The sequence below is a fragment of the Dinghuibacter silviterrae genome, assembly GCF_004366355.1.
GTDB lineage: Bacteria > Bacteroidota > Bacteroidia > Chitinophagales > Chitinophagaceae > Dinghuibacter > Dinghuibacter silviterrae.
The window spans coordinates 1,633,079-1,659,215 of the sequence record NZ_SODV01000002.1 but is presented as its reverse complement, the minus strand read 5'-3'; the positions used below and the strand labels follow the sequence as shown (position 1 = coordinate 1,659,215).

The following is a 26,137-nucleotide window of genomic DNA, read 5'->3' as shown; positions in this document are numbered from 1 at the left end:
CATCGACCCATAATATGTCAAAAGCCGTCTCGAAGTACCTGCATACTGACATGGATCAAAAAGCAGGCATAGAGCACACTTTCCACAAAACGAAGATCGTCGCCACCGTGGGCCCGGCCTGTGATACGTATGACAAACTCCTGGAGCTCGTCAAGGCCGGTGTCAACGTCTTCCGCCTGAATTTTTCCCATGGGAGCCAGGAGGACAAAGCCCGGATCATCGAGTACATCCGCACCATCAATAAGACCGAGCCGTACAACATCGCCATCTTAGGGGACCTTCAGGGGCCCAAATTGCGGGTGGGCGACATAGCGGGAGGTTCGCTGGCCATCAAAACGGGGGACATCCTGACGTTCACCTCCAAAGAAAAGGTAATGGGCACGATGGAAAAGATCTACGTGTCTTATCCGAACCTGCACAACGACGTCAAAGTCGGCGAGAAGATCCTCATCGACGACGGCAAGCTGGAGGTACAGGTAACAGAGGTTACACCCGCCGGGGATGTAAAGGTGCGGGTGAACTATGGAGGGACCCTTCTGCCGAAAAAGGGCGTCAACCTCCCGGATACCGCGATTTCCCTGCCGGCGATGACCGAAAAGGACATTGCCGACCTGGAGTTCATCATCGAGCAAAAGCTGGACTGGGTTGCCCTCTCCTTTGTCCGTAAGGCAGACGACATGGTGGACCTGCGCCGCCGCGTCAACGAAAAGCAAAGCACCATCAAGATCATGGCCAAGATCGAAATGCCCTCGGCCATGGAAGACCTACGCAATATCATCATCGAGTCCGACGGCATCATGGTCGCCCGGGGTGACCTGGGGGTTGAACTGCCGGTGGAAAAAGTGCCGATGGCCCAGCGGGACATCATCCGCAAGTGCATCCACCGCGCCAAACCGGTGATCGTGGCCACCCAGATGATGGAGTCCATGATGGACCGCGTCAAGCCCAACCGGAGCGAGATCACCGACGTGGCCAACGCCGTGCTGGAAGGCACCGATGCCGTCATGCTCAGCGGGGAAACGGCCATGGGCCAGCATCCTGCGCTGGTGGTGGAGACCATGAAAAAGATCATCATCGAGGTGGAAAGGACGGAGTACCGTTATAACAGGGAAGAGGACCTCAAACCCCAACCCCACTCGCCTTCGTTCCTGAGCGACGCGATTTGCTACAATGCCTGTAAAAGCGCCCATGACGTGCACGCCGATGCCATCATCGGGATGACCCAAAGCGGGTATACGGGCTGGGTGCTGTCGAGCTACCGCCCCAAATCGCCCCTGTATATTTTCACAAAGAGGGAGCACCTCGTCAACCAGCTCAGCCTGAGTTGGGGCGTACGGGCCTTTTTCTACGACGAGGAACAAAGCCTGGACGACATCATCTTCGACCAGATCGACATCCTCAAGGGGCGCGGGTTCCTGAATACCGGGGACGTGGTGGTGAACACCGGCAGCACCCCGGTCAATCAACACCTGCCGACCAACGTCATGAAGATCACCAAGGTGAGCTAATGTCGAAACAACTCTATTACATAGCGATCGTGTGTCCCGCATCCGTGAACGAGGATATCCTCGCCCATAAGCACTGGATGCGGGAACACTTCGGTTGCAAGGCCGCGTTAAAATCCCCTGCGCACATCACCCTCATCCCTTCCTTCCTGATGGAAAAGCGGTGGGAGGATGACCTGGTGGAGACGCTGTCGACGTTTCACCCTTTGATCTCCCCTTTGGACATTCAGCTACGCGACTTCGATCATTTCGGGTCCGCTGTCATCTTTGCTCAGGTCTCGGCCAACGAGGGACTCGCTGCGCTCAAAACAGCCCTGGAGGAACACCTGGACCAAGACCCGGACCTCGGGATCCGCCACGATTCAAAGGCCTTTCACGCGCACGTCACCATCGCCAACCGGGACCTCCAGGAAACGGACTTTCCTTCCGCCTGGGCGCACTTTGGTCCGCTACACTACGAAGCCTCTTTCCAAACGGGGCAATTTGCCCTGCTGCAGCTCGAAGGAGCGCACTGGGAGGTAGTGCATACGTTTGAATGGTAGGACGAGCGGCGGGGCGGTTTGGGTGGTTTGCCTTACTTTTAAGCCGCCAAACCATCCCCCACATGAGAAAATTCCTAATCGTTTTACTGTTGGTGGGTTTGTACCTGCCGGGAGTTGCCCAGGACCGCGCCGCGGACTCCACCTGGTTTCGTGACCATTATGTCAAAAGGGAGCGGTATATCCCGATGCGTGACGGGATCCGCCTTTTCACCGCCATTTATATGCCCGTGGACAGCACGGGAGCAAACCATCCCATCCTGATGATGCGGACGCCCTATTCCTGCGCGCCTTATGGGGAAGACCGGTATAGCGGCCGTTACTACCGGGGCTACATGATGCAATATGTCCGGGAAGGCTACATCCTCGTCGTCCAGGATGTCCGTGGCGCCTGGATGAGCGAAGGGAAGTTTGAGGATATCCGGCCATTCGATCCGGCGCGAAAGTCGCCCGACGAAGCCAGCGACACTTATGACGCCATCGACTGGCTCATTAAAAACGTGCCGGGAAACAACGGGCGCGTCGGCGTATTTGGCATCTCTTATCCCGGATTCTACGCCACGATGGCCGCCCTGAGCGGTCACCCGGCACTCAAGGCAGTGAGCCCGCAGGCGCCCGTCACCGACTGGTTCCAGGGGGACGACTTCCACCATAATGGGGCCCTGTTCATCATGGACGGATTTTCTTTCTATTCTTCCTTCGGCCTGCCGAGGCCAACACCCACGACTACCCGGCCCGGGGGCATCCGTTTTGAAAGCGACGACAACTACGACCTATACCTGAAAACCGGTGCCATCCCGCATTTTTCAGCCTTGATGGGTGACAGCGTAGCGTTCTGGAAGGACCTTTGCGCCCATCCCAACTACGACGCCTGGTGGAAGGCGCGAAATGACCGCCAGTACCTCACCGATGTAAAACCCGCCATGCTGGTGGTGGGCGGGTTGTTCGACGCGGAAGATTGTTTCGGCGCCATTAATGTGTACAAAGCGCTCGCCGATCATCGTCAGAATGCACGCTTTGTTTTTGGCCCCTGGTATCATGGCGAGTGGGCCTCGGGGAACGGCTGGAACCTCGGGAACATCCGCTTTGGCAGTAATACGGCGGAGTATTACGAGAAGAACATCGAGTTCCCTTTTTTCCAATACTATTTAAACGGCAAGGGGTCGCCCGATTCACTGGCGCGCGCCAACGTCTTTTTCACCGGGGAGAATGCGTGGCATCAGTTTGCTTCGTGGCCGCCGGCCGGCGTATCTTCTTCGTCTTTGTACCTTCAACCGGGGGGCGCCTTGTCGTTTGACGCGCCGCCGGCGTCAGGTGGGTTTTCTTCCTACACCAGCGATCCCGCCAAACCCGTTCCGTATACCTCCGACGTTCATTTCGAACGGACCCGGGAATACATGGACGACGACCAGCGTTTTGCCGCCCGGCGGCCGGACGTGCTGGTGTTCCAGACAGCGCCGCTGACGTCGGATGTCACGCTGGCGGGTCCTTTGGTGGCCGATCTGCAAACCAGCATTTCGACGACCGACGCGGACTTTATCGTGAAGCTCATCGACGTGTTCCCGGATGACTTTAGTTACCCGGCTTCCATGCGTGGCAACGGGTCGCCGTATCCCATGGGCGGCTACCAGATGCTCGTCCGCGGAGAGGTGATGCGGGGGCGCTACCGGTCCAGCTTTGCCGCCCCCGAGGCGTTTACCCCGGGTGTTGTTTCTCGGGTACGGTTTACAGCGACCGACGTCGCGCACACGTTTAAAAAAGGCCACCGGATCATGGTCCAGGTACAAAGCACCTGGTTCCCGCTGGTAGACCGCAATCCCCAGCAGTTCGTGGATATTTATCACGCCTCCGACAAGGACTTTATCCCATCGGCCATCCGCATTTATCACGACGCGGCGCATCCATCCCGTATCATTTTACCCGTTCTTCAATAGCACTGTATGAAAAAAACGCTTCTTCTCATGCTTCTCGCTCAGAGCACTCTTGCCCAGTCACGAATCAACATCGTACCGTTGCCGGTATCGGTCACGGAACACTCTGGGAGTTTTCTCTTGAGCCCCACTACCCGCCTGGTCGTAAAGGACGCGTCGCTCCAAAAGGAAGCCGCTTATTTCAACGACTACCTCCAGCAATTCTACGGCTTTACGCTCCAGACCAGCACGGAAACCGGGTCCGGATCGATCGTGCTGGGCGAGGGGAAGACAAAGCTGGAAGGGGACGAGGCCTATCACCTGGAGGTATCCCGCAAAGGTGTCAAGATCGGGGGGCGGACGTCCACCGGTGTGTTTTACGCGCTGCAAAGCCTGATCCAGTTGCTTCCGGTGCCGGACAGCGGGGCGACGCTATCTGCTTTGTCTATACCCGTTGTTTCCATCGAGGACGCCCCACGTTTTGCCTACCGCGGGTTGCACCTCGACGTAGGCCGTCACTTTTTTAACGCGGCTTTTGTCAAGAAGTTCATCGACCTGATGGCGCACTATAAGTACAATACCTTTCACTGGCACCTCACCGAGGACCAGGGCTGGCGGATCGAGATCAAACGCTATCCCCTCCTGACGCAGGTGGGCTCTGTCCGGAAGGAGACCATGATCGGCAAGAATTTCAACCCCTACAAGGGCGACGGCACCCCCTACGGCGGTTTCTATACCCAAGACGAGATCAGGGATGTGGTGCAATATGCGTTGGCACGGCACATCACCATCATCCCGGAAATCGAAATGCCCGGACACTCGCTGGCGGCGCTGACGGCCTATCCTTATTTAGGTTGTACCGGGGGTCCCTATGAAGTCGGTACCAAGTGGGGCGTCTTTGACGACGTCTATTGTGCAGGGAACGACTCCGTTTTCACGTTTGTCGAAAACGTACTGGACGAAGTGATGGATCTTTTCCCCTCCAAATACATCCACATCGGCGGAGACGAATGTCCCAAGACGCGCTGGAAGACGTGTCCCAAGTGCCAGAAACGCATCCACGACCTGGGGCTGAAAGACGAGGAACAACTCCAGAGCTATTTCATACAGCGCATTGAAAAATATGTCAACAGCAAGGGCCGCAGCATCATCGGCTGGGACGAAATCCTGGAAGGCGGGCTGTCCCCCAACGCCACGGTCATGAGCTGGCGAGGGGAAGAAGGCGGTATCGCCGCCGCCCAACAACACCACAACGTCATCATGACGCCGGGCAAATGGACGTACCTGGACCACTACCAGGCGGATCCTTCTACGGAGCCCCTGGCCATCGGCGGTTTCCTGCCCGTCGATACCGTTTATAGCTATAACCCCTACCCCGCGGCTTTGGCGTCCACCGAAGCCCACTATATCCTTGGCGCCCAGGGCAACGTCTGGACGGAGTATATGGCCACGACCGATTATGTCGAGTACATGGTTTATCCGCGGGCACTGGCGCTGGCGGAGGTCGTGTGGACACCGGCTTCGTTGCGCGGGTATCCGGGTTTTCTTGTGCGCAACCGCGCCCAGCAAGGCAAGCTCCTCAAACTCTGGCACGTCAATTATGCACCTCATATATTTCAATAGTATGCGTATTCATTTGTTATTCCTTGGCTTGCTGGCGGCTTCGGGCGTTTTCGCCCAGGAAGAAGGCCCGTATGTTCCCCCTACCGACACCGCCGTTCAGCGGAAGATCGCCTGGTGGCAGGACCTGAAATTCGGTCTCCTGATGCACTGGGGAACCTACAGTCAGTGGGGGATCGTGGAAAGCTGGAGCCTTTGTCCCGAAGACGAGGGATGGACGCAACGCAAGGGGCCGTACTCGGCGGACTATTTTACCTATAAAAAGGCATACGAGAATTTGTTGACGACGTTCAACCCTACGTCTTTCGATCCCTCGCGTTGGGCGGCCGCGGCAAAGGCTGCGGGGATGCGCTACGTCGTCTTTACGACCAAGCACCACGACGGGTTTTGCATGTTCGATACCCATCAGACGGACTACAGCGTCATGCACAGTCCCTTCCACCGCAACATAGCGCTGGAGGTGTTCAACGCCTTCCGTTCCCAGGGATTTGGCATTGGCGCCTACTTTTCCAAACCCGACTGGCACAGCAACGACTACTGGTGGTCCTACTTCCCTCCCAAAGACCGGAACGTCAACTATGACCCCGCCAAATACCCCGAACGCTGGCAACACTTCAAGGACTATACCTACAACCAGATCCAGGAGCTGATGAGCGGGTACGGGCATATGGATATTCTTTGGCTTGACGGGGGGTGGGTACATCCCAACCATACCGAGGGTCATTTTAACCAGGACATCGATATGGCGCGTATCGCTTCCATGGCCCGGGGTTACCAGCCTGGCCTAATCGTCGTCGACCGGGCCGTGGGTGGTCCTTTCGAGAACTACCGGACGCCCGAGCAACAGGTTCCTACCCAGCCGCTCACTTACCCCTGGGAAACGTGCATGACCATGGGCGACAGTTGGAGCTATGTGCCCGGGGATCACTATAAACCTTCTTCCCAGTTGATCCACCTGCTGGTGCGGATCGTCGCCTGGGGCGGGAATTTCCTGCTAAACGTCGGTCCCAGTCCGGACGGCGACTGGGATCCCCTGGTGTATGAGCGCCTTCGGGACATCGGCGGGTGGATGAATATCAACGGTTCAGCCATCTATGGGTCGCGGATGATCGCACCTTATGGGAAGGACCGCGTGTATTATACGCGGTCGGCCGACACCACTTATGTGTTTTATCTGTCCGCAGAGGGTTCTGATACGGTGTCGTTGCCGCCGTCTTTGCCGTTGGATGGGTTTACCATTCCCGCGGGGTCGCGCGTAACACTGCTGGGCTCAGGGGCACGCATTCCCTTTTCGGGTAGTGTGCTGATGATTCCGCACAAGCTTGTTGGTAAGGAAGCGGGGAAATATGCCGTGGTCTTTGCGATCACAAAGCGCTAACTTTAGGGTATGGAAAACCCTGCCATTTCCGGGGTCGACATCCGTCGCTATAGCGGGGGGCAATTATCGCCCTCTCAAGACCGGTTAGCCGTCGAGGAACCTTTGGAAATACGGCTGGTCTACGGTCCTTTGGAGGCCCGCGTACTGCAAAACATTTCCGTGACCATGCGCACCCCAGGGGCGGACCGGGAGCTGGCCCTGGGGTTTCTTTTTACCGAGGGGATCCTGAAGGATATAGCGTCCGTTTTGTCTTGTACTGTTTCGGGAAACGTGATGACCGTCGAGATCCGGCCAGGGGTGGTGCCTCATTTATCGTCTGTTGCGCGCAACTTCTACGCTACCTCCAGTTGCGGGGTATGCGGGAAGGCTTCGATCGACGCGATCTCCGTGGTGTCGCCTTACCGGTCTTTCGTTTCGTCGCTGTGTGTCCCGGCATCTGTTCTTTATGGCCTCCCTACTTCTTTGACTGCTGCCCAGGACGTTTTTGCCCTGACCGGCGGTCTCCACGCCTCCGCCTTGTTCGATCCGGAAGGACACTTGTGGTGTATGCGGGAGGACGTAGGCCGGCACAACGCCCTGGATAAGGTCATCGGTTTTGCATTTTCCGCCGGCATGCTTCCGCTGGACAATTCCCTCCTCCTGCTCAGCGGAAGGGCCGGTTTCGAGCTCATACAAAAAGCGGCCATGGCGGGTATAAAGGTCGTGGCGGCCATCGGTCCCCCTTCCAGCCTGGCTTTGCAGTTGGCGCGGGAGAATGGGATGACCCTGGTGGGGTTTCTCCGGGGGGAGAAGTTTAATGTGTATTGCGGGGAGGAAAGGATAAATCTTTGAGGTATGGAAAAAAAAGCCACGTCGCCGGACATTGGCCCTGAGCAGGTCAACGGCTTTCACCACGGCCACGTCAAAAAGGCCGCCGCCGGGCTACCTGCGGTCATCCACTCGTTCCAGCATGTCTTTGGCGAGGCCGGGCTTGCCCGCGGCTGGAAGGCCCTCAAACATTTAAACCAGAAGGACGGCTTCGACTGTCCCAGTTGTGCCTGGCCGGACCCGGACGACGAGCGTTCGGGGATCGCCGAGTATTGCGAAAACGGGGCCAAGGCCGTCGCCGAGGAGGCTACGCTGAAAAAGCTTGAACCGGACTTTTTTGCCACCCACTCAGTGGCGGAGCTTGCCGCGCTGACCGATTTCGAGATCGGGCGCAAGGGGCGTATCGCCCAGCCGATGTACATGCCTTCGGGGGCTCCGCACTACCAGCCTATCTCCTGGGACGACGCCTTTGGTCTTTTGGGCCGCACCCTCGATAGCCTGGCCTCACCGAATGAGGCCATCTTCTATACCTCCGGACGCACCAGTAACGAAGCTGCCTTCCTATACCAACTCTTCGCCCGCGCCCTGGGGACCAACAACCTCCCCGACTGCAGCAATATGTGCCACGAAAGCAGCGGGGTGGCCCTCCGGCAGGCCCTGGGTGTAGGCAAAGGCTCGGTGACCCTGGACGATTTTTACAAGGCCGAGGTCATCATCATCCTCGGCCAGAATCCCGGCACTAATGCACCGCGGATGCTTACCGCGCTGCAAAAAGCAAAGGCTGCGGGCGCCCTTATCATTTCTATCAACCCCCTCCCTGAGACCGGGTTGATGGGATTCAACAACCCTCAGCAGGTGGCGGGGCTTCTGGGGATGGATACCGCGCTGACGGATTTGTTTCTGCAGGTGCGGATTAATGGGGATATGGCGTTGCTGCAGGGCGTCAACAAGTTACTCTTGGAGGGGTCGTTTTTCGATCGCGACTTCGTTTCTTCCAGGTGCTCCGGCTTCGAGGCGTACGCCGCCCATCTGCGGGCGCTCGACTTGTCTTCTTTGAGCTCTTCCTGCGGCATTGCCCTCGACCAGATCCACGAAATGGCCCACCTGCTGGCCGGCAAAGAACGGATCATCGCCTGCTGGGCCATGGGGCTCACCCAACACACCAACGCCGTCGACACCATCCGCGAGGTCGTGAACCTCTTGCTGCTCAAAGGCTCCATCGGCAAACCGGGAGCGGGCACCTGCCCCGTCCGGGGACACAGCAACGTCCAGGGGGACCGGACCATGGGGATCTGGGAAAAACCGCCTGGTGAGTTTCTGGACGCGTTGCAGAAACGCTTCGGTTTCACGCCTCCCCGCGCCCACGGATACGACGTCGTCGACGCCATCAAAGCCATGCACGCCGGTAAAGCCTCCGTTTTTATGGGCATGGGCGGCAACTTCCTTTCCGCCACCCCCGACACCCACTTTACCGCTGAGGCCCTTCGCCGCTGCCGGCTCACCGTCCATGTATCCACCAAGCTCAACCGCAGCCACCTCGTCCACGGTACCGAGGCGCTCATCCTCCCCTGTTTCGGGCGCAGCGACCGGGATCTCACCGGGGGTGTTGAGCAATTTGTCTCCTGCGAGAATTCCATGGGGGTTGTCCAGGCGTCGCACGGGGTGCTCGCGCCTGTGTCCGGTTTGTTGCTCAGTGAACCGGCTATTGTTTGCCGGTTGGCCCTGGCTACGCCTTCCGTTCGGAGTAAAGTAGACTGGATTCGATACCTCTCTAACTACGACACCATCCGCAACGACATCGAACAAGTCATTCCCGGTTTCGATCGATACAACGAACGCGTCCGGCATCCCGGCGGATTTTACCTGCCCCACCCCAACCGGGAAGGGCGGTTTGCTACCGCTACCGGTTTGGCCGCTTTTAATATCGCGTCCGTGCCGGCTTCATCGCTCGGGCCCGATGACCTCGTGATGATGACCATCCGGAGCCACGACCAGTTCAACACCACTATTTACGGTCTTGACGACCGATACCGCGGTGTCTACCACGAACGACGGGTCATTCTCATGAACCGGGGCGATATGCAGCGGCTGTCGCTCGAAGAAGGGACAGTCGTCGATATACACGGGGCCGCGGGGCGCGTGGCCCACAACTTCGTGGTGGTGGCGTATGCCATTCCTTTGGGGTGCGCGGCGACTTATTTTCCGGAGACGAATGTGTTGGTGCCTATTGATAGTGTGGCGGCGTTTAGTAATACGCCTGTGTCCAAGCATGTTGTGGTGCAGGTGAAGAGGGCGGGAGTAATCTAACTTGCTTTGTTCTGAGCCACCTTGTCATCAATGATCTGAATACCTAAGGTAACTTCAAGGTTTAATATAGTTTCAAGGGTCAGGTTTTCCTGCCCACTTACAATTTTACTAATCTGTTGGGGGGATACGTTCATCCGTTCCGCCAGCTCTTTTTGAGAAAGGCCCTGCGCTTTCAAGGCATCCAGTACCCGTACGGCGATAACTGCCGATTTTCGCAACCATTCCCGGTTTTCACGGCGGTATTTCGCGTCAGCCTTCCAATCGGAGGGCTGATCGGACGCCAAGCTGAACAATTTTTCCCTTAGCTTACTCATCGTTATAATTATTTAAATCTTCTGGATAGTCTATCCCATGGAAACGCAAGAACTGTTTAGACAGTTCCAATTTTTTCAATTCAAGTTGCAAATGGTCTCTTTTCATATCCGCCGATAGCTTGATGGCTCCACCTGTCACGAGATAACAATTTTTAGCCAGCCGTATCGCATATACTCGTAACCACCCGTTTCTAATTCTTGCCTTACTTTTTTGGTGATTGGCAATCGTGTATTCAAAATTATTCAGGGGCTTGAATAGATGCTGAAGATTGTTAACTGAGCCATTAAACCCCTCTTCCAAGAAATCATACAGCAAATCCTCCATTTTTTCAGCCTCGTTCAACGTTCTCAGTACTGCTATTTCTGAAGTAATGCTTCCAAAAAAACCGCCGTGCAGATCAGCCTTATTCCGGTCAAAGAAATTATACAGCCAGTTGATGTCATTCACGAGACTAAAAAAAATTTTGAACTCGTTCTTGGTTTCACCGTCCAACTGAATCGACCATAAACCGTCATCCGACGACCGTGCTACAAAAATAGGGACTATTTTCATGAAATCAACCTATAGGTTTATTTTTTAAATAAGCCATGAGGTTGCAAAATTCGACCGCCCAGGATTTTTCCACCTAGGCTGAGCATCAATTGTGAGGTCGCATCGGCTGAATTGACCTCTTTACACGGCAATACCGTACGTTTTTTCCGGGAGGAATGGGTGGAAAAAAAGGAGCCCCGCAGACGCGGGGCTCGACCTTCCAAACTTAATCGTATAATCGAGGCTCAGGCAAGAAAAAGCCTTGGGGGCGCGCCATGGCGCGAGCTGCGCGCTATGGCGTATCCCACCACATGCGCGACACCATTTTATCTCCGCTGGAGAGGTCGGCCACGGCCGCATTGTAGTTGGCGGCGTTGGTACCGGCCTCGCCTTGGGGATAGGTGAAGCGGCGGGGGATGGTGCCATTGGTGACGTTACCGGGGTAGTTGGCCACAGGGGTAAGCGCGGGATAGCCGCTGCGCCTCCAGTTGTTCCAGGACTCGACGTCATCCATGAAGGACGTTACCCAGTACTGGGAGTTGAGCTGGTTGAGGGCACCGGCGGCGTTGTAAGGGTTATTGGTGAGGTAGGTGGTGATGTCGGTAGCAGAGGGGCCCACACCAAAATGGGAAGTGAGCATTTGCATGGAGGCGGTTACCCCGTTGATGTAGTGGGTGGCGGGGGCGTCGGAGATCCAGCCGCGCTCGGCGGCTTCGGCTAAGAGGAGTTCGGTCTCCCCGTAGGTGACAAACAGCGTAGGCGCGTCGAGACGGGCGAACGTATAACGGTTGACCACGGAATACAGGTTAGGATTGCCGGGGTATCCGGGGGCTTTGGAGAGGTCGTAGGGGCTGCCGCTGAGGGCGGGGTCATAGCCATTGGGCTGACCGAGCTGTTTGGACCAGGTCGTGTCGCCCATATCGGACGAAGACGAGGGGTTGGTACAAACGGTCCCCAGGTAGGAAAGCCGGGGATCGTTCGTGCTTTTCAGGTAGTTGACAAAGGATTGGCTAAGACGGGAGGCGTCGGGGTCGTTGAGCAGCAGGACCAGACCGTTCCCGTTCCGCACGGGCGTGCCGCCGACGTCCTGGTGGGCGACCGCGGCATCGTCTGCAACGCCGGCCATGGTACCACCGGCGACGGCCGTCTGGACCCATTTTTGGGCGTCAGTGGGATCAACCTTGCTCATCCGCATGGCCACGCGGACCATTTCGGAATAGGCGAATTTCTTCCACTTGGTGACATCCCCTCCGTAGAGGAGGTCGGCGGCGCCCCAGGTGGAGGTCGGGTCACTGGCGTTGAGGCTGGTGGCAGCGTCGGACAGCTCGGTGAGGAGACCGGTATAGATGTCCTGCTGTTTGTCGTATTTCGGGCTGGTGATACCGGAAATGTACCCCAGGCCGGCCTCGGTGTAGGGGCAGTCGCCATACATATCGGTCATCCGCTGGAACATAAAGGCTCGGAAGATGCGGGCGATGTTGTACAGATTTACCTGCGAGGTGTCGCTTTTCGTGTTATAGACGACCTCTTGTATGTCGGTGATGCTGTTGGGATAGTTTTGGTCCCAGTACGCAGAGGCATAGCTGGGGTTGAAGAGGTATTTGTCGCCGTCCCAGTAGCCGGTCGTGGAGGACAGTTGTTGGACCATACAGGCGGAATAGATCAGGTTGGTCCGCCAGTCTTCGTAAGCGTTGGCGTCGCTGTTCCCGGAGGTGATCAGCTCGGCGGAAGTGAGCATGTACGCAAACTTCATGCTGGACGCCGTGATGTGGTTGGGATCGGTATTGATGCTGACGAAGTCCTTTTTACAACCGGAGAGGAAAAGTCCGGTGGCAAGGGCTGCGACGGCGGTGAATTTATGTGTCGATGTCATCTCTTGTAGGATTTATGCGTTAGAACTTCACATTCACATTAAACCCATAGCTCCGGAAGGCAGGGAAGCCGGAGAGTTCCAGGCCCTGGCCGTTGGTGGCGTTGAGGTTCGATTCGGGATCTATGTTCGGAACGTGTTTCATCAGGATGGCGAGGTTGCGGCCCACCAGCGAGAGGCGGACACCTTTGACAAAGCTGTGGCCCAGCACCGAGGAAGGCAGGGAATAGCCTATGGACAGGGAGCGCAGTTTGATAAAGCTGGCATCGTACACGAACTCCTGGGCGATGTGGTCGGCGCCACCGGCGGAAATGTCCTGGAAATAGGTCTGGGCAGCAACCGCCGTCGTATTGACGTTTCCTTTGTCGTCGACGCCCTTGCCGATGTACCCGCTTTCACGACCCTGGAGGGTTGTCTTTTGCAAGCCGTATTCATACAACAACAGGTTGGTACCGGAGTAGATCTTCGCGCCGAACTTGCCGTCCAGGAGGAAGGAAAGGGTGATTCCCTTGTAGGTAAACTCGTTGAAAAAACCACCGGTGGTGGTGTAGACACCGGAACCCAGCGGTACGACCTGGGTGGGGATGGGCTCGCCCGCAGCCACGGGGTTGGCACCACCGCTGCTGTATACGATATTCCCTTTCGCGTCCTTCGTATACGCAAAACCCATGATCTGGGAGTAGGGCAGCCCCACCACGTTGCTGATGTTGACTTCGGAACCCCAGCGCGGATAGGCGCCATTGATCACGAGGCTGGGCAACCCACCCAGGGACAGGACCTTGTTGTTGTTGTGCGCATAGTTAAAGGTCAGGTGCCAGGTGAAATCCCTTGAGCGGACCGGGGTCAGGTTGATCAACAGTTCGACACCGCGGTTGCGGATCTGGCCGATGTTCTGTACCTGGTAGTTGTACCCGGAGGTAGGGCTCACGGTGGATTGAACGATGTCGTCGGTGGTGTGCTTGTTATACACGGCCACGTCGAAACCGACCCGGCTGTCGAGGAAGTCCATGTTCAGACCCACTTCCTGTTCCGCGATTTTCACCGGTTCGAGGTGGGCGTCGGGGATGATGTTGGTAGCGACGGTACCGACGGACTGACCGCTGATGGTGTAGGAGGCCAGGTTATACAGCAAGGCGTTTTGATACGGGCTGGTCCCGTTGGAAGCGGCCGCGTAAGAGGCCCTCAGCTTGCCGAAGGTGATCCAGGAGGGCAGGCGCAGGGCGTCGGAGAAGACAAAGCTGCCGGCCACGGAAGGATACAGGTAGTGATCGGAGTTGACCGACAGGGTGGAGAACCAGTCGTTACGTGCCGTAGCGGTCAGGAAAAGAAAGTTCTTATACCCCAGGTCCACGCTTCCGTACACCGAATTGACGCGGTAGTGGGCGTAGCCGTTGTACGCGGGTTTGTTGGCAATGTTGTTGGCGGTATAAAGACCGCTGATGGTGAAAGGACCCGCGGGACCTTGAGGGTTGATCCCGTTAACGAGGGTAGGTACAGCCCCTACGCCATAGTCGCTTATGACATTATCCTGCTGGTTGACGCCCGCATTGGCCGTCAAATGAAACCTACTGCTCAGCGCCTTGTCGATCCCGACCATGGCGCTGCTATTCAACTCATGGTAGTTGATCTCATACTGTGTTAGATTTCCACCTGTCACACCATTCCCCGTATACGGCACGCCGGAGGGAGTGATGTTGGTTACATCATATATATAACCGTCCCTCGTCACCTGTCCCTGAAGATACAACCAATCCAGGATATTATACTTCACCGTCAGGCCGCCGGTGAGGCGATTCCTGCTGGTTTTATTCTGGTATTGATAGGCGATGTAATAGGGGTTCTCGAAGTAGATGTCGGTCCCGGGCAGGAGCTCGGACCCATTCGGGTTCGTCTGGTTGTTCTTCAACCAGCGGATGTCGAAGGTATTGGCGAGGTAAAGAGGACCGGCAATGACGTTCCCGGGTGCATCGGAAAAGGAAGCCCTGTTCTGCACCTGCTCAAACGCATAATCCGCCGTGAGGGTCATTTGCAGGCGGTTGGTCACGTTAAAGGTGCCGTTGAAATTGAGCGCCTGGTTTTTCATGTTGGAGTTGGGGATCACCACTCCGTTGTACGAATTGGAAAGACCCAACCGGAAGTGTCCTTTGTCGTTTGACCCGGACAAAGCGACCGACGTCTGGTTGGTCGTAGCCGTCTTGAAGAAGTTTTCAAAGTTCTTTTTATAGGCCGTGTACGCCACCGGCTGACCCAGGAAGTTGACCGCCTGGGAGCCGTCGATCTTGGCCCCCCAACTGTCATAAGGGGCGGCCAGCGCGGCCGCCTGGGACGTGGGTTTGACACCCAGCAGCCCCTGGCCGTACGTATATTGATAGTCACGCTCGTCCATCACAGAATTGAACACAAGGTTGTTGTTCAATTCGATATTCATCCCGCGGTTGCGGGCACCGGACTTGGTCGTGATCAGGATGGCGCCATTACCACCGCGGAAGCCATAAAGAGCGGAAGCAGCAACCCCTTTGAGCACCTGTATGCTTTCGATGTCGTCAGGGCTGATGCCGGACAAACCATCTCCAAAGTCGGCCCCACCCCATTGGCCCGCGTTGCCCCCCAGGTTTTGGTTGTCAAAGGGCACCCCGTCGATCACGTACAAAGGCTGGTTGTTACCCGTCAGGGAGGAGTTCCCGCGGATGACCACGCGGCTGGTGCCCATGGGGCCGTTGGCGACACCGGCTACGTTGACGCCGGCCACCTGGCCGGTGAGCGCGTTACCGAGGTTTTGTTCGCGGGAATCGGTCAGGGCGCTGCCGTTCACTTCCGTCGTGGAATACCCGAGCGAGCGGGCCTGTTTCTTGATACCCAGCGCGGTGACGACCACTTCGTTGAGTTGTTTGGAAGATTCCAGGAGGCTGACGGCAAGGTCGCCGCTGCCTACTTTCACTTGCTGAGCGGCATATCCTATCGAAGAAATAACGAGGATGTCCCCTTTGGACGCATTGATGGTGAAAGAACCGTCCGTTCCCGTGGTGACGCCCTTCTTGGAGCCCTTGATGGACACATTGGCGCCGGGAACCGGGCTTCCGTCCGGACCGGTCACCTTACCATGGACAACCTCCTGGTAAGCGCCGGGCCGCGCGAGCGGGGCTATCCCTAAGGGATAACCATAAGCTTCGTCAATGGCTATCTGAGCCATGGCGAGGCCTGCACACAATAGAATCTTGTGCGACATTTTTTTCATAATGCAGCCGTTTTAGTGATCTGAAAGATGGTTTGTGGTACGAGGCATGCCTGCCCCTTTTATAAAGTGCCGCCTGTTACCTGTTTGTAATGGAAATGTGAAATCTTTTTTAAAACTTCAGATTCACGTTGAAGCCGAGGCTGCGAATGGTGGGATAACCGGACAGCTCCAGCCCTTGTCCGTTGGTAGCGTTGAGGTTAGACTCAGGATCGATGTTGGGTGTGTGTTTGAGCAAGGTGAGCACATTCCGGCCCACGAGGGAAATACACACTCCCCTGATCCTCGACCCCTGTAGATGGGAGGGGGGGATGGAATAAGAGAGGGAAAAAGAACGGAGTTTTATAAAGCTGGCGTCGTAAATAAATTCTTCGGCGATATGGTCGGACCCGCCCGCGGAAATATCCTGGAAGTACTGTTCCGCAGGAACACTGACCGAATTGGGTTTCCCGGTAATGTCGTTGACGCCCTTGCCCACATACCCTCCTTCGCGTCCCTGGAGCGTTGTCTTCTGGAGACCATAGAAATACAAAAGCAGGTTTGTCTGTGAATATATTCGCGCCCCAAATTTATAATCGATCAGCCACGACAACGTCCAATTGCGATAGTGCAACTGGTTGGACACCCCCCCTGTCACCTTGTATACCCCGGAACCCAGGGGAACCACGCCGGTCTGATCCGGTTCTCCGCCTGAATTGTACAGGATATTTCCGTGCGCATCCCGTTTGTAAGCATATCCGACGATCTGGCCATAAGGCAAGCCGACCACATTGCTCACGCTGACCTCCCCGCCCCACCGGGCCTGGGCGCCGCTGATGACATAGCTCGGCGTACCGGGCCCGAGGTTGAGGACCTTGCTGGCGTTGTTGGCATAGTTCCACGACAGGTCCCACTGAAAGTGACCCGCCTTTACCGGCGTGGCGGTGACGAGCAGTTCCACCCCCTCGTTGCGGACGGACCCCGTGTTGAGGTAGTCGCCCGTATACCCGGAGGTCGCGCTGATGGAGACGGGGAGGATATCGTCGGCCGTTTTTTTGTTGTAATAGGCGACGTCCAACCCCAACCGGCCGCCCAACAGACCCAGGTTAAGCCCCGTCTCCCACTCGCGGATGCTGACGGGTTTGAGGTGGGCGTTGGGGATATAGCTTTGGGCGACATACCCGAGGGACTGGCCGCTGATCACATAGTTTTGTATGCCGTAGTTCAACACGTTCTGATAGGGCGAGGTGCCGTTGGACGCCTGGGCGTAAGACGCCCGCCATTTCCCGAGGCTGATCCATTTCGGCAGGTGCCAGACCTCGGAGAAAACAAAACTGCCGCTCAACGAGGGATACAGGTAGCGGTCGCTGGCGATGCTGAGCGTGGAATACCAGTCGTTACGGGCGGTGGCCGTCAGGTAGAGGTAGTTCTTATAGCCAACGTCCAGGATGCCATAAAAAGAATTGACGCGGTAGTGTGCATATCCGCGGGTATAGGGTTTCTGGAGAATGTTGGCCGCGGTATAGACATACGGGATATTGAACGGGCTGGCCGCAGGTTGCTCCGCGACACCCTGCACCAGGGTGGGCACCATGCCCACCCCATAATCCTGGGTGAGGTTGTCCTGGGAATTGCCGCCGCCGTCGATCGTCATCTTCAGGTCCCTCCCGAATTGGCGGTTCCACCCCATCATAAAGTTTTCGTTGAGCTCCCGGAAGTTGAGTTCGTATTGGGTAAACTCGCCACCCGTCGCATAACCCGTGCCGGTAGGCACTACGTCGGTCACATCGAATACATACCCGTCCCGGGTGACCTGGCCTTGCGCAAAGAAGCCATGCAGAAAGTTGTACCGGAGGGTGATGGCGCCCGTCAGGCGGTTCCGGTCGGTATTGTTCTCGAACCGGTAGGCCACGAAATAGGGATTGCTGAAATATGTCGCCCCCGTCCCCGGTAAGAGCTCGCTTCCGCTGGCGTTGACCTGCGGCTCCAGCCAGCGGATGTCAAAGCTGTTGGCAAGATAAAGGGTAGTAGCAATCAGGTTACCCGGGGCGTCGGAAAAAGACGCCCTGTTCTTCACCTGCTCGAAGACATAGTCGCAGGTCGTTGTCAATTGCAGGTGGGACGTGATGTTCAGCGTGGAATTGAAGTTAATACCCTGGTCCTTCATATCGGAATTGGGGATGACCGCATCCAGGTACAGGTCGGAAACCCCCAGCCGGAAGTGGCCCTTCGAATTACCGCCGGAGACGGCCAGGGAGGTTTGATTGGTGACCCCGGTTTTATAGAAGTGTTCGAAATTGCGCCGCTGCGGCAGGTAAGCATAGGAATTACCTAAGAAGTTGACGGCGCGGGAGCCGTCCATCTTCCCACCCCAGCTATAATAGGGATAAGACATGTTGGCGATCTGGGTGGTGTCTTTGGTGCCCATGGTCCCCTGGCCATAGACGTATTGGAAGTCCCGCTCGTCGATGACCCGGTTGACCGTTACATTGTTGTTCACCTCCACGCGTATCCCCCTGGCATCCGCTCCCGACTTCGTGGTCACCAGGATGGCCCCGTTGCCCCCCCGGTATCCGTACAGGGCGGAGGCCGCCACACCCTTGAGGACCTGGATGCTCTCTATATCGTCCGGATTGATGTTGGACAACCCGTCTCCATAGTCTTTTCCCCCGTATTGGCTGGCAAAACCGCCCCAGTTGGTGTTGTCGTAGGGAATACCGTCCACGAGGTAAAGGGGTTGGTTGTTGCCCATGACGCTGGCATTTCCGCGGATGATCACCCGGCTGCTGCCCGAAGGGCCCGTGGCGTCACCTGCCACGCTCACCCCCGCGACCTTCCCGGTAAAGGCGTTCCCCAGGTTGGTTTCGCGCGACTGGGTCAGGTCATAGCCCGGTATGGTGGTCGTGGCATACCCCACGGATTTGTTGGGCTTTTTGATCCCCAGTGCGGTCAGCACCACCTCGTTGAGCTCCCGTTTGGCGGGCTTCAGGATCACTTGCAGGGGCCCGGTCCCCGCCTCCATGACCCGGTCCTCATACCCCACGCTGGAGAACACCAGGGCGGAACCCGGAGGCGCCTGTATGCTAAAGGCCCCGGTCTCGTCGGTAATGGCCCAAGGCCCCTTCGGGCCGTCCCCTTTGACACGGACCGTCACCCCCGCCAGCGGACCGGCTTCCGTCGACGAGACCAAACCCGTGAGCTGCGTGTTGCCCACAATCGACATCCCTGCCTCCTGTAGCAAATTACCCGTCGGTCCCGGGTTGGTCGCCGCGTCTCCCTCCAGGATGACAAAAGTGAGGGCATTCACCTTACGGTAATGCAAATGGGTTCCCTTTAGAATTTGTGTAAGGATGTCTTCCAGCTCCGCGTTGACATTGTACGTGTCGTTGACCAGCGTTTCCCCCACCGACCTGGCGGTGTACAGGAAATAAACGCCCCGGGTGCGGTTGAGTTCCTTAAGGACCTGGAGAAGCGGGACAAGAGCAACCGGCGTATGTTTGGAGGCGGCAGGCACATAAGGATGTTGTGCGTAAGAAGGTGTACACACAAGCAGCATAGCTGCCCCCCAGCAAAGAAGGGTCTTCCTCGACAGACAATTCATCATGCAGCCCGGGCCTCGACTCCCGGTTTTGGTGAGCGGCGGCTACCGGATCACATATTGGTCGCCGTCCTTTTGTATCGTTAGATTATTCGCCAGTGCCAATGCTTTAAATAAGACGTCCAGGTTGTCATTAGCCAGCATTCCGTTGACCGGGCTATGCAGAAGCGCGGGATTGTCCAACCTCACCTTTACCCCATAGTGTTGCCGGATCATGGTCAATACGTCTTCCAGGGTGGCGTTGTCAAAGACCACCCTCAGATTGGTCCACGCAATCACGTTATCGGGGTTAACCGTCTGGCGGACCAACTGGCCGTCCCGGTATTGGACCTGGTCACCCGGTTGCAACTTGGCTTCCTCACCTTTAGCAGTGCGGACCGTAACGCTTCCTTCCTGAAGAACCACCCCGTCACCAGCCTCGACGCTGCTGACGTTGAAGTGCGTGCCGGTAACAATCACATCGAAATGATCCGTATGTACGATAAACCGCTCGTGTTCCGGCTTTTTGGCCACGTGTAAGTAAGCCTCGCCCTTGAGCCATACCTCCCGGTCTTCCCCTTCACGCATCTTGCGCCTCCAGGTAAGGCTGGAATGCGCGTTCAGGGTCGCCTCCGTCCCGTCCGGGAGGACGACCGACGCAATCTGACCGTAGGGCGTATCGAGGGTTTTCTTGCCGCTGATCCAGTTTTTGTCCAGCCAGGCGGCCAATGCGACCACCAGGACGCAAGCGGCAGCGGATACCCAGGTCCGCCAGGAGCGGAGGCGGATGACGCGGGTGGGGCCCACGTGGGCCGGGGCGGGTATTTCCTGCGCAGCCACGGCAGTTCCCGCCAGGCTGTGGGCGGCCTCGGCGGGCGCCCCGCTGCCGGCGGCGGCTTCGCTTTCGGGTACCCCGCTGCCCTGGGGCATCCCCGCGATGCGGGCAAAAAGTTTATTTTCCGCGGCGCTGACCTGCCCCTCGGGTATGGCGACTTCCTTTACGTCGAGCTGCTGTAATAGCACAATGGCCTGGTCCGCCACGGCTTTCCGTGCCGGATCACGCTCCAGCTCATGCTGCCAACGTTGGAATGCGGTGGCATCGGACCGCCGATACCACGCCAGAAACGACTCATCCGCCAACAGGTCCTCCAAACTCGGACCTTCCGTGCCTTCAAAATTGGGCATATCCATAATCAATGCAGCGCCTTTGTACTTACTAGTACGTAATGATAAAAATTTGTAACCAATTTTTGCAATCTTTTTCAAATTACTGTTAATTGCGGTAGAAAACTAACGTCGGCTTGTTGGAAAATACCGTCCAGGACATAGCATTGTGGGATTCCTTTAAAAAAGGAGAGCCGGAAGCCTTCCGCCAGCTTTTCCGACGATATTACCCCTCCCTTTACCTTTACGGCCACAAAATCACACCGGACAAAGAGCTTCTCGAAGACTGCATCCAGGACCTGTTTACCGAGCTATGGCTCAGTCCCAGCAAGACGCCCGTCCAGTCTGTCCGTGCCTACCTGCTCAAGGCGCTCCAGTATAAACTCCTGAAAAGCATCCAAAAGCGGTCCAAGATCCAGTTGGGAGAGGATACGCCCGATACCTTTCAGATCAGCCACGAAAACTTCATCATCCTCCGCGAGCACCAGGAGGAAAACGGGGAAAAGGTCAAGACCGCCATGGAGCAATTGTCTCCGCGGCAGCAGGAGATCGTTTACCTGCGCTTTTTCCAGGAACTGAGCTATGAGGAGATTTCGGAGGTGATGCACATCAACTACCAGGTGGCGCGCAATCTTTTGTATCAGTCTATCAAAGCGCTCAGAAAAACGCTCGCTTAGCGCTCACCAGCGCCCCGCGCGGCCTGCGGCCATTTTGCGCAACCGTTTTCGCGTGTTTTTCTCGAAATAATGTTACAAATCAATGCCTTTTGTCACTATCTTCGGGCGCCATTCGGCTATCGGTTGCCTGCCTTTGTTTTTCCCATAATAAAAATTGTCCATGAGTACGGTAGACGCATTTGAAAAAATTCCAGTCAAGATCTTTACGACCCCGAAGGAAGGCTCTAAGTACGCCGCCAGGGAAATCGCCCATTTGATCCGTTCCAAGGCAGACCAAGGCCTCCCCTGTGTACTGGGGCTCGCCACCGGCTCCACGCCCATTTCCCTCTACGCCGAACTCGTGCGGATGCACAAGGAGGAAGGCCTCAGCTTCAAAAACGTCATTACCTTCAACCTCGACGAATACTATCCCATAGAACCGGAAACCCTGCAGAGCTATCACGCGTTCATGCACCGGAACCTCTTTAGCAAGGTCGACGTCGACCCGGCCAACATCCACATCCCGGACGGCCGCGTTGCCAAAGACAAGATCAAGGAATATTGTCAGAAGTACGAACAAAAAATTGAAGCCGTCGGCGGCATCGACCTCCAGATCCTCGGGATCGGGAATAACGGCCACATCGGCTTTAACGAACCTGGCTCCAGCCGCTACTCCAAGACCCGCCTGGTGACCCTGGACAATTCCACCCGGGTAGCCAACGCCCGCGAATTCCAAAACATTTCCCAGGTGCCGCGCATGGCCATCACCGCCGGCATCCAGACCATCATGGGCGCCAAACGCATCCTCCTCATGGCCTGGGGCCTGAAAGCAGGTATCGTTCAAAAGGCCGTGGAAGGCGATGTCACCGAGCATATCCCCGCCTCCATCCTCCAACAACACAACGACTGCACCTTCGTCATCGACGAGCTGGCCGCCACTGAACTCACGCGGTTCAAATCCCCCTGGCTCGCCGGTGAAGTCGAATGGACACCCAAAATGATGCGCCGGGCCGTCATAGCTCTCGCCTTGAAGCTCCAAAAGCCCATCCTCAGCCTGACGACCAACGACTATATCGACGGCGGCCTGGGCGACCTCCTGACCGAACACGGGGACGCTTACGAAATCAACCTCCAGGTCTATTACCAGTTGCGGGATTCCATCACCGGCTGGCCCGGCGGAAAACCCAATGCCGTCATCCCCGCCCATCCCGAGCGGTCCACCCCCTACCCCAAGCGCGTGGTTATCTTTTCCCCCCACCCTGACGACGACATCATCAGTATGGGCGGCACCTTTATGCGCCTCCACGACCAGGGACACGACGTCCACGTCGCCTACCAGACGTCCGGGAACATCGCCGTCACCGACGAATTCGTGACCCGTTTCCTCGACTTCGCCGTCGGCTTCGAAGACATGTTCGGCATCGACGCCAAAAAATCCAGAGAGATCCTCCAGGAAGCGCGGGCGTTTTTGTTTAATAAAAAGCCCAGCCAGATGGACACCTCCGAGATCCGTGCGATCAAGGGGCTCATCCGCCGCTGCGAGGCCAAGGCCACCTGCCGTTACGTAGGTCTGACGGACGACCACGCCCACTTCATGAACCTCCCGTTCTATGAAACCGGCGCGATCGAGAAAAAACCCATGGGCGAAGAAGACATCCAGATCACCATGGAATTGCTACGCAAGCTAAAACCCCACCAGATATACGCCGCCGGCGACCTCGCCGACCCCCATGGCACCCACAAGGTCTGCCTCGACATCATCTTCGAATCCATGCGCCGCCTCAAGGCCGCCGGGGACGAATGGATCAAGGACTGCTGGCTGTGGCTCTACAAGGGCGCATGGCAGGAATGGGACATTTCCGAGATCGAAATGGCCATCCCCATGAGCCCCGAACAGGTGATGAAGAAACGCTTCGGCATCTTCATCCACCAATCCCAAAAGGACATGGTCCCCTTCCAGGGCACCGACAGCCGCGAATTCTGGCAACGCGCCGAAGACCGCAACAGCAATACCGCCAACCTTTATGCAGAGCTGGGGTTGACACGGTATGCGGCGATGGAGGCGTTTGTAAGGTGGATATACTAGGCGCGCTTTAACGCGCCGCTTTATCGCGGCAGTGCGGCCAGCACGTTCCTGATGACGGTGTCCATCCCTTTGCCCGTGATCCATCGGGCCACGATCACGAGGTCGTGCTCCGGATCTACATAGATGACGTTCTGCCCATTACCGATGTGCGCAAAGGCCGTTTTGGGGGCGCTGGGGAACAGCTTTTGGTCCCCATTAAGGAACCAATTCATATAGCCGTAGCCTTTATTGGCCGTAGTGGGCGTCAACGCCTGCATCACCCAGGTATCGGAGACGAGTTGCTGGCCATTCCATTTGCCCCGGTTCAGCGTCAGGAGGCCAAAACGGGCCATGTCATACGCATTGATAAACATGCCCCCACCCCAGTGACCGCCCCCGCTCACCGATTGTACCGGCTGCCCGTCGATGACGATCCAGGCGTTCCGGTAGCCCATCCAGCGCCACGTATCCGATGCGCCGATCGGGTCCATGACGTAGGTCTTTAACACCTGCGGCAAAGGCTTGCGCCACACGTTCGTCGCCGCCAGCGCCAGGGCGTTGACACGGACGTCGTTGTATTTCCAAACCGTGCCCGGGGCGTGCCGTTCCCGTTGCAGCGCCGCGTTGGCCGTGGCTTCCGGCCGATCCGCCCAGTCGGGTTTTCCCCAAAGGGTGCCCTCCCAGTCGCTGGTTTGCCGCAGCATGACGTCCCAGGTGAGAAAGCGGTTGTGCGGTGTGGCGAAGGGGTATAGCAGTTGTGGCTGAGCCCCTAGCGGGGGCCCGCCCTGGGGCTGGAACAACTCGATCGGGGCCATGTAGGGCGCTATCGTATCCAATACACTCTTTATCAACCCCTTATCAACCGCCACACCGATGACCGTTGACAGGAAGCTCTTGGTGACGCTGTTTGTCATTTCCACCTGGGTGGGGTCGCCCCATATAGCAATGATATAGCCCTTGTATACGATGATCCCGGTGGGGTCACCCCTTTCGCCGAACGCACCCTCCGCTTCCAGGTAAGGTTCCTTCCAAAAGTCCTGGACCTGGGCGACCGCCAGGTCGCGGGAGTCCTTGGTCTCGTTGGCCTTTGCGGCCTGGATGGCGTCCTTTATCTTGGTCGTGTCGACTTTCAGGCTTTCCGGGGAGCGGGTTTCCCAGGCGCCTTTCGGCGGGAAATAAAACGGCTCCTTTTTCGACGTTTTTTGCGCGCCGGCAGCCGTCGACAGGATGCTGCAAATCAGCAGGGTTATGAGTTTTCTCATGTCTTGAAAATACGGTCTTTTTTCTTTTTGCGGATTGGGCCCTCTCCCCTATCTTTGCACTCCCAATTACGGGAATGGCTCCGTAGCTCAACTGAATAGAGCATCTGACTACGGATCAGAAGGTTTCAGGTTTGAATCCTGACGGAGTCACAAACATGTTTTTTAACGGATTCGCCGCGGCAATAGCCGCGGCGGTCGTGTTTATAGGGCCGCGTGTCGAGCTTGCTCGACTAAGCGGACCTGTGAACACGACTAGCACCGCCGAAGGCGGGGCGTAAATCCGTTATAGGCATGGTTGGGTTAGGCTAATGCGAAGAGGATCATCGGAGGCGCCACCAGGCGCCGGAGATAATCCTGACGGAGTCACAAGGGCAAAAATTACGAGGACCTGCCGCAGCGAAAGCTGTGGCAGTTTTTTTATAAAACCTACAGCACTTTCAATGTGATCGAGGTATCCTTTACGCCCCCTGGTGGCAATATAACGCTGTCCACGCCTTGCAGCTTCAGCGAATCATACCGGTTATACGCGTAGATAAAGTATTTTCCCGGCGCGAGGTTGTATTCCTTGGTTTCACCCGTAGAGTCCGTTGAAAAGCTGTACACACTTCCCGCCGGGGTGCCCGTAAACGACACGGCATTTTCCCACAGCACCCGGCTGCTAAACAGGTACACCTTGCAGTCAGCCAATGGATCGGAAAGGCTGTCGAAGGTCCGATAAATAAGTTCATTCCCGGTAGTTATCAGCGGAAGCACCCTGGATATAATGCCGCTGACGGGCATGGTCAAGGTGTCTGTAGCGGTCAGCAACTGTCCGGTGGGAAAACCTACAGCGTGAACATAATAAGGGCCTGGCAAAATATTGGTCTGGACGCTCCTCCCGAAGTTGTCGGTCCTCAGGATATAGGAGGCGCCAATAGAATCACTTTGCGCCCACAAGGTTTGGCTACTGAACAAATATAAGCTTCCACCGGGCACGGCGCCGCCGAGAGGGTCCACCAGACGATAGACCAATATGTTCTGGCTGGTAGCGGTGGGATACAGCTTTAGGGTATCGGAGGCGTAGACCGAAGTTCTGGAGTTGGCGGGAAAGGTAACCATACCCGAGAAATGCAGCTGCAGGCTATCGAAGCTGGCGTAGACGACATAAGCCTGCCCGGGATCGATCCCATTAAAGGAAAACTGACCGGTGACGCTGCTGGTGGCGTAAGTCAGATAACCCGTCGAATCGGATGGATACTTCAGGTAGACACTTATGGGGTGCACATATATATATTGTCCGTTTCCGGCCAGGGTATCGTACAGCAAAACTACGCTCCGGATAGTGCTGTCTCCCGAAAGGTCATTAAAGGAAGGTCCGTCTTTTTTGCATCCGGCAGGGATACAAGAGAGCAAAACGACGAAAAATAACAAGTTGCGCATA

At 56.7% G+C, this 26,137-nt stretch carries 17 protein-coding genes and 1 tRNA gene; 10 read left to right on the top strand and 8 right to left on the bottom strand.

Features of this window, described 5'->3' with window-relative positions; genetic code table 11:
* Nucleotides 1-14: 14 nt before the first annotated feature.
* The 7 genes from pyk (at nucleotide 15) to EDB95_RS23910 (ending at nucleotide 10,066) form a co-directional block, all read left to right on the top strand.
* Nucleotides 15-1,508, top strand: a complete 1,494-nt coding sequence (pyk, locus tag EDB95_RS23940; protein ID WP_133998457.1) for a pyruvate kinase — start codon at nucleotides 15-17, stop codon at nucleotides 1,506-1,508.
* A complete protein-coding gene (locus tag EDB95_RS23935) occupies nucleotides 1,508-2,047 on the top strand; it encodes a 2'-5' RNA ligase family protein (protein ID WP_133998454.1) in 540 nt (179 codons plus the stop codon). Before pyk ends, EDB95_RS23935 begins: the two co-directional genes overlap by 1 nt.
* Before the next feature lie 62 nt (nucleotides 2,048-2,109).
* Nucleotides 2,110-3,978, top strand: a complete 1,869-nt coding sequence (locus tag EDB95_RS23930; protein WP_133998452.1) for a CocE/NonD family hydrolase — start codon at nucleotides 2,110-2,112, stop codon at nucleotides 3,976-3,978.
* Nucleotides 3,979-3,984: 6 nt separating this feature from the next.
* On the top strand, nucleotides 3,985-5,577 hold the full coding sequence (locus tag EDB95_RS23925; protein WP_133998449.1) for a beta-N-acetylhexosaminidase: 1,593 nt from the start codon (nucleotides 3,985-3,987) through the stop codon (nucleotides 5,575-5,577).
* Between the two features lies 1 nt (nucleotide 5,578).
* Complete coding sequence (locus EDB95_RS23920) at nucleotides 5,579-6,952, top strand: alpha-L-fucosidase (RefSeq protein WP_133998446.1); 1,374 nt, start codon at nucleotides 5,579-5,581, stop codon at nucleotides 6,950-6,952.
* Nucleotides 6,953-6,961: 9 nt separating this feature from the next.
* The gene (gene fdhD, locus EDB95_RS23915) at nucleotides 6,962-7,783 is read left to right on the top strand and encodes a formate dehydrogenase accessory sulfurtransferase FdhD (RefSeq protein WP_133998443.1); all 822 of its coding nucleotides are present in this window, start codon (nucleotides 6,962-6,964) and stop codon (nucleotides 7,781-7,783) included.
* A 3-nt stretch (nucleotides 7,784-7,786) separates the two neighbouring features.
* Nucleotides 7,787-10,066 carry an FdhF/YdeP family oxidoreductase gene (locus EDB95_RS23910; protein ID WP_133998440.1) on the top strand — a complete coding sequence of 760 codons (2,280 nt, stop codon included), beginning with the start codon at nucleotides 7,787-7,789 and terminating at the stop codon, nucleotides 10,064-10,066.
* Here the strand turns inward: EDB95_RS23910 and EDB95_RS23905 are convergent.
* From EDB95_RS23905 to EDB95_RS23880, 6 genes are all read right to left on the bottom strand, one after another.
* Complete coding sequence (locus EDB95_RS23905) at nucleotides 10,063-10,380, bottom strand: helix-turn-helix transcriptional regulator (RefSeq protein WP_133998437.1); 318 nt, start codon at nucleotides 10,378-10,380, stop codon at nucleotides 10,063-10,065. The two genes, EDB95_RS23910 and EDB95_RS23905, sit on opposite strands and share 4 nt — an antisense overlap.
* A complete protein-coding gene (locus EDB95_RS23900; protein ID WP_133998434.1) occupies nucleotides 10,373-10,828 on the bottom strand; it encodes a hypothetical protein in 456 nt (151 codons plus the stop codon). Before EDB95_RS23900 ends, EDB95_RS23905 begins: the two co-directional genes overlap by 8 nt.
* A gap of 376 nt (nucleotides 10,829-11,204) precedes the next feature.
* The gene (locus tag EDB95_RS23895; protein WP_133998431.1) at nucleotides 11,205-12,785 is read right to left on the bottom strand and encodes a SusD/RagB family nutrient-binding outer membrane lipoprotein; all 1,581 of its coding nucleotides are present in this window, start codon (nucleotides 12,783-12,785) and stop codon (nucleotides 11,205-11,207) included.
* Between the two features lie 19 nt (nucleotides 12,786-12,804).
* The gene (locus EDB95_RS23890) at nucleotides 12,805-15,972 is read right to left on the bottom strand and encodes a SusC/RagA family TonB-linked outer membrane protein (protein ID WP_162852764.1); all 3,168 of its coding nucleotides are present in this window, start codon (nucleotides 15,970-15,972) and stop codon (nucleotides 12,805-12,807) included.
* 154 nt (nucleotides 15,973-16,126) lie between these two features.
* Nucleotides 16,127-19,549: a SusC/RagA family TonB-linked outer membrane protein gene (locus EDB95_RS23885; protein WP_162852763.1), complete on the bottom strand. Its 3,423-nt coding sequence runs from the start codon at nucleotides 19,547-19,549 to the stop codon at nucleotides 16,127-16,129.
* 87 nt (nucleotides 19,550-19,636) lie between these two features.
* Nucleotides 19,637-20,755: a FecR family protein gene (locus tag EDB95_RS23880; RefSeq protein ID WP_162852762.1), complete on the bottom strand. Its 1,119-nt coding sequence runs from the start codon at nucleotides 20,753-20,755 to the stop codon at nucleotides 19,637-19,639.
* 119 nt (nucleotides 20,756-20,874) lie between these two features.
* Here EDB95_RS23880 and EDB95_RS23875 point away from each other — a divergent pair, with 119 nt between their 5' ends.
* Both EDB95_RS23875 and nagB read left to right on the top strand, forming a co-directional pair.
* Nucleotides 20,875-21,411 carry an RNA polymerase sigma factor gene (locus tag EDB95_RS23875; RefSeq protein ID WP_162852761.1) on the top strand — a complete coding sequence of 179 codons (537 nt, stop codon included), beginning with the start codon at nucleotides 20,875-20,877 and terminating at the stop codon, nucleotides 21,409-21,411.
* A gap of 160 nt (nucleotides 21,412-21,571) precedes the next feature.
* Complete coding sequence (gene nagB / locus EDB95_RS23870; RefSeq protein WP_133998416.1) at nucleotides 21,572-23,476, top strand: glucosamine-6-phosphate deaminase; 1,905 nt, start codon at nucleotides 21,572-21,574, stop codon at nucleotides 23,474-23,476.
* Between the two features lie 20 nt (nucleotides 23,477-23,496).
* On the opposite strand, the gene EDB95_RS23865 is transcribed toward nagB, so the two are convergent.
* The gene (locus tag EDB95_RS23865) at nucleotides 23,497-24,717 is read right to left on the bottom strand and encodes a serine hydrolase domain-containing protein (RefSeq protein ID WP_133998413.1); all 1,221 of its coding nucleotides are present in this window, start codon (nucleotides 24,715-24,717) and stop codon (nucleotides 23,497-23,499) included.
* 76 nt (nucleotides 24,718-24,793) lie between these two features.
* Here EDB95_RS23865 and EDB95_RS23860 point away from each other — a divergent pair.
* A tRNA-Arg gene (locus EDB95_RS23860) sits at nucleotides 24,794-24,867 on the top strand.
* A gap of 276 nt (nucleotides 24,868-25,143) precedes the next feature.
* Here EDB95_RS23860 and EDB95_RS23855 read toward each other — a convergent pair.
* Nucleotides 25,144-26,136, bottom strand: coding sequence for a hypothetical protein (locus EDB95_RS23855; RefSeq protein WP_133998410.1), 993 nt, complete (start codon nucleotides 26,134-26,136; stop codon nucleotides 25,144-25,146).
* Nucleotide 26,137 lies beyond the last annotated feature (1 nt).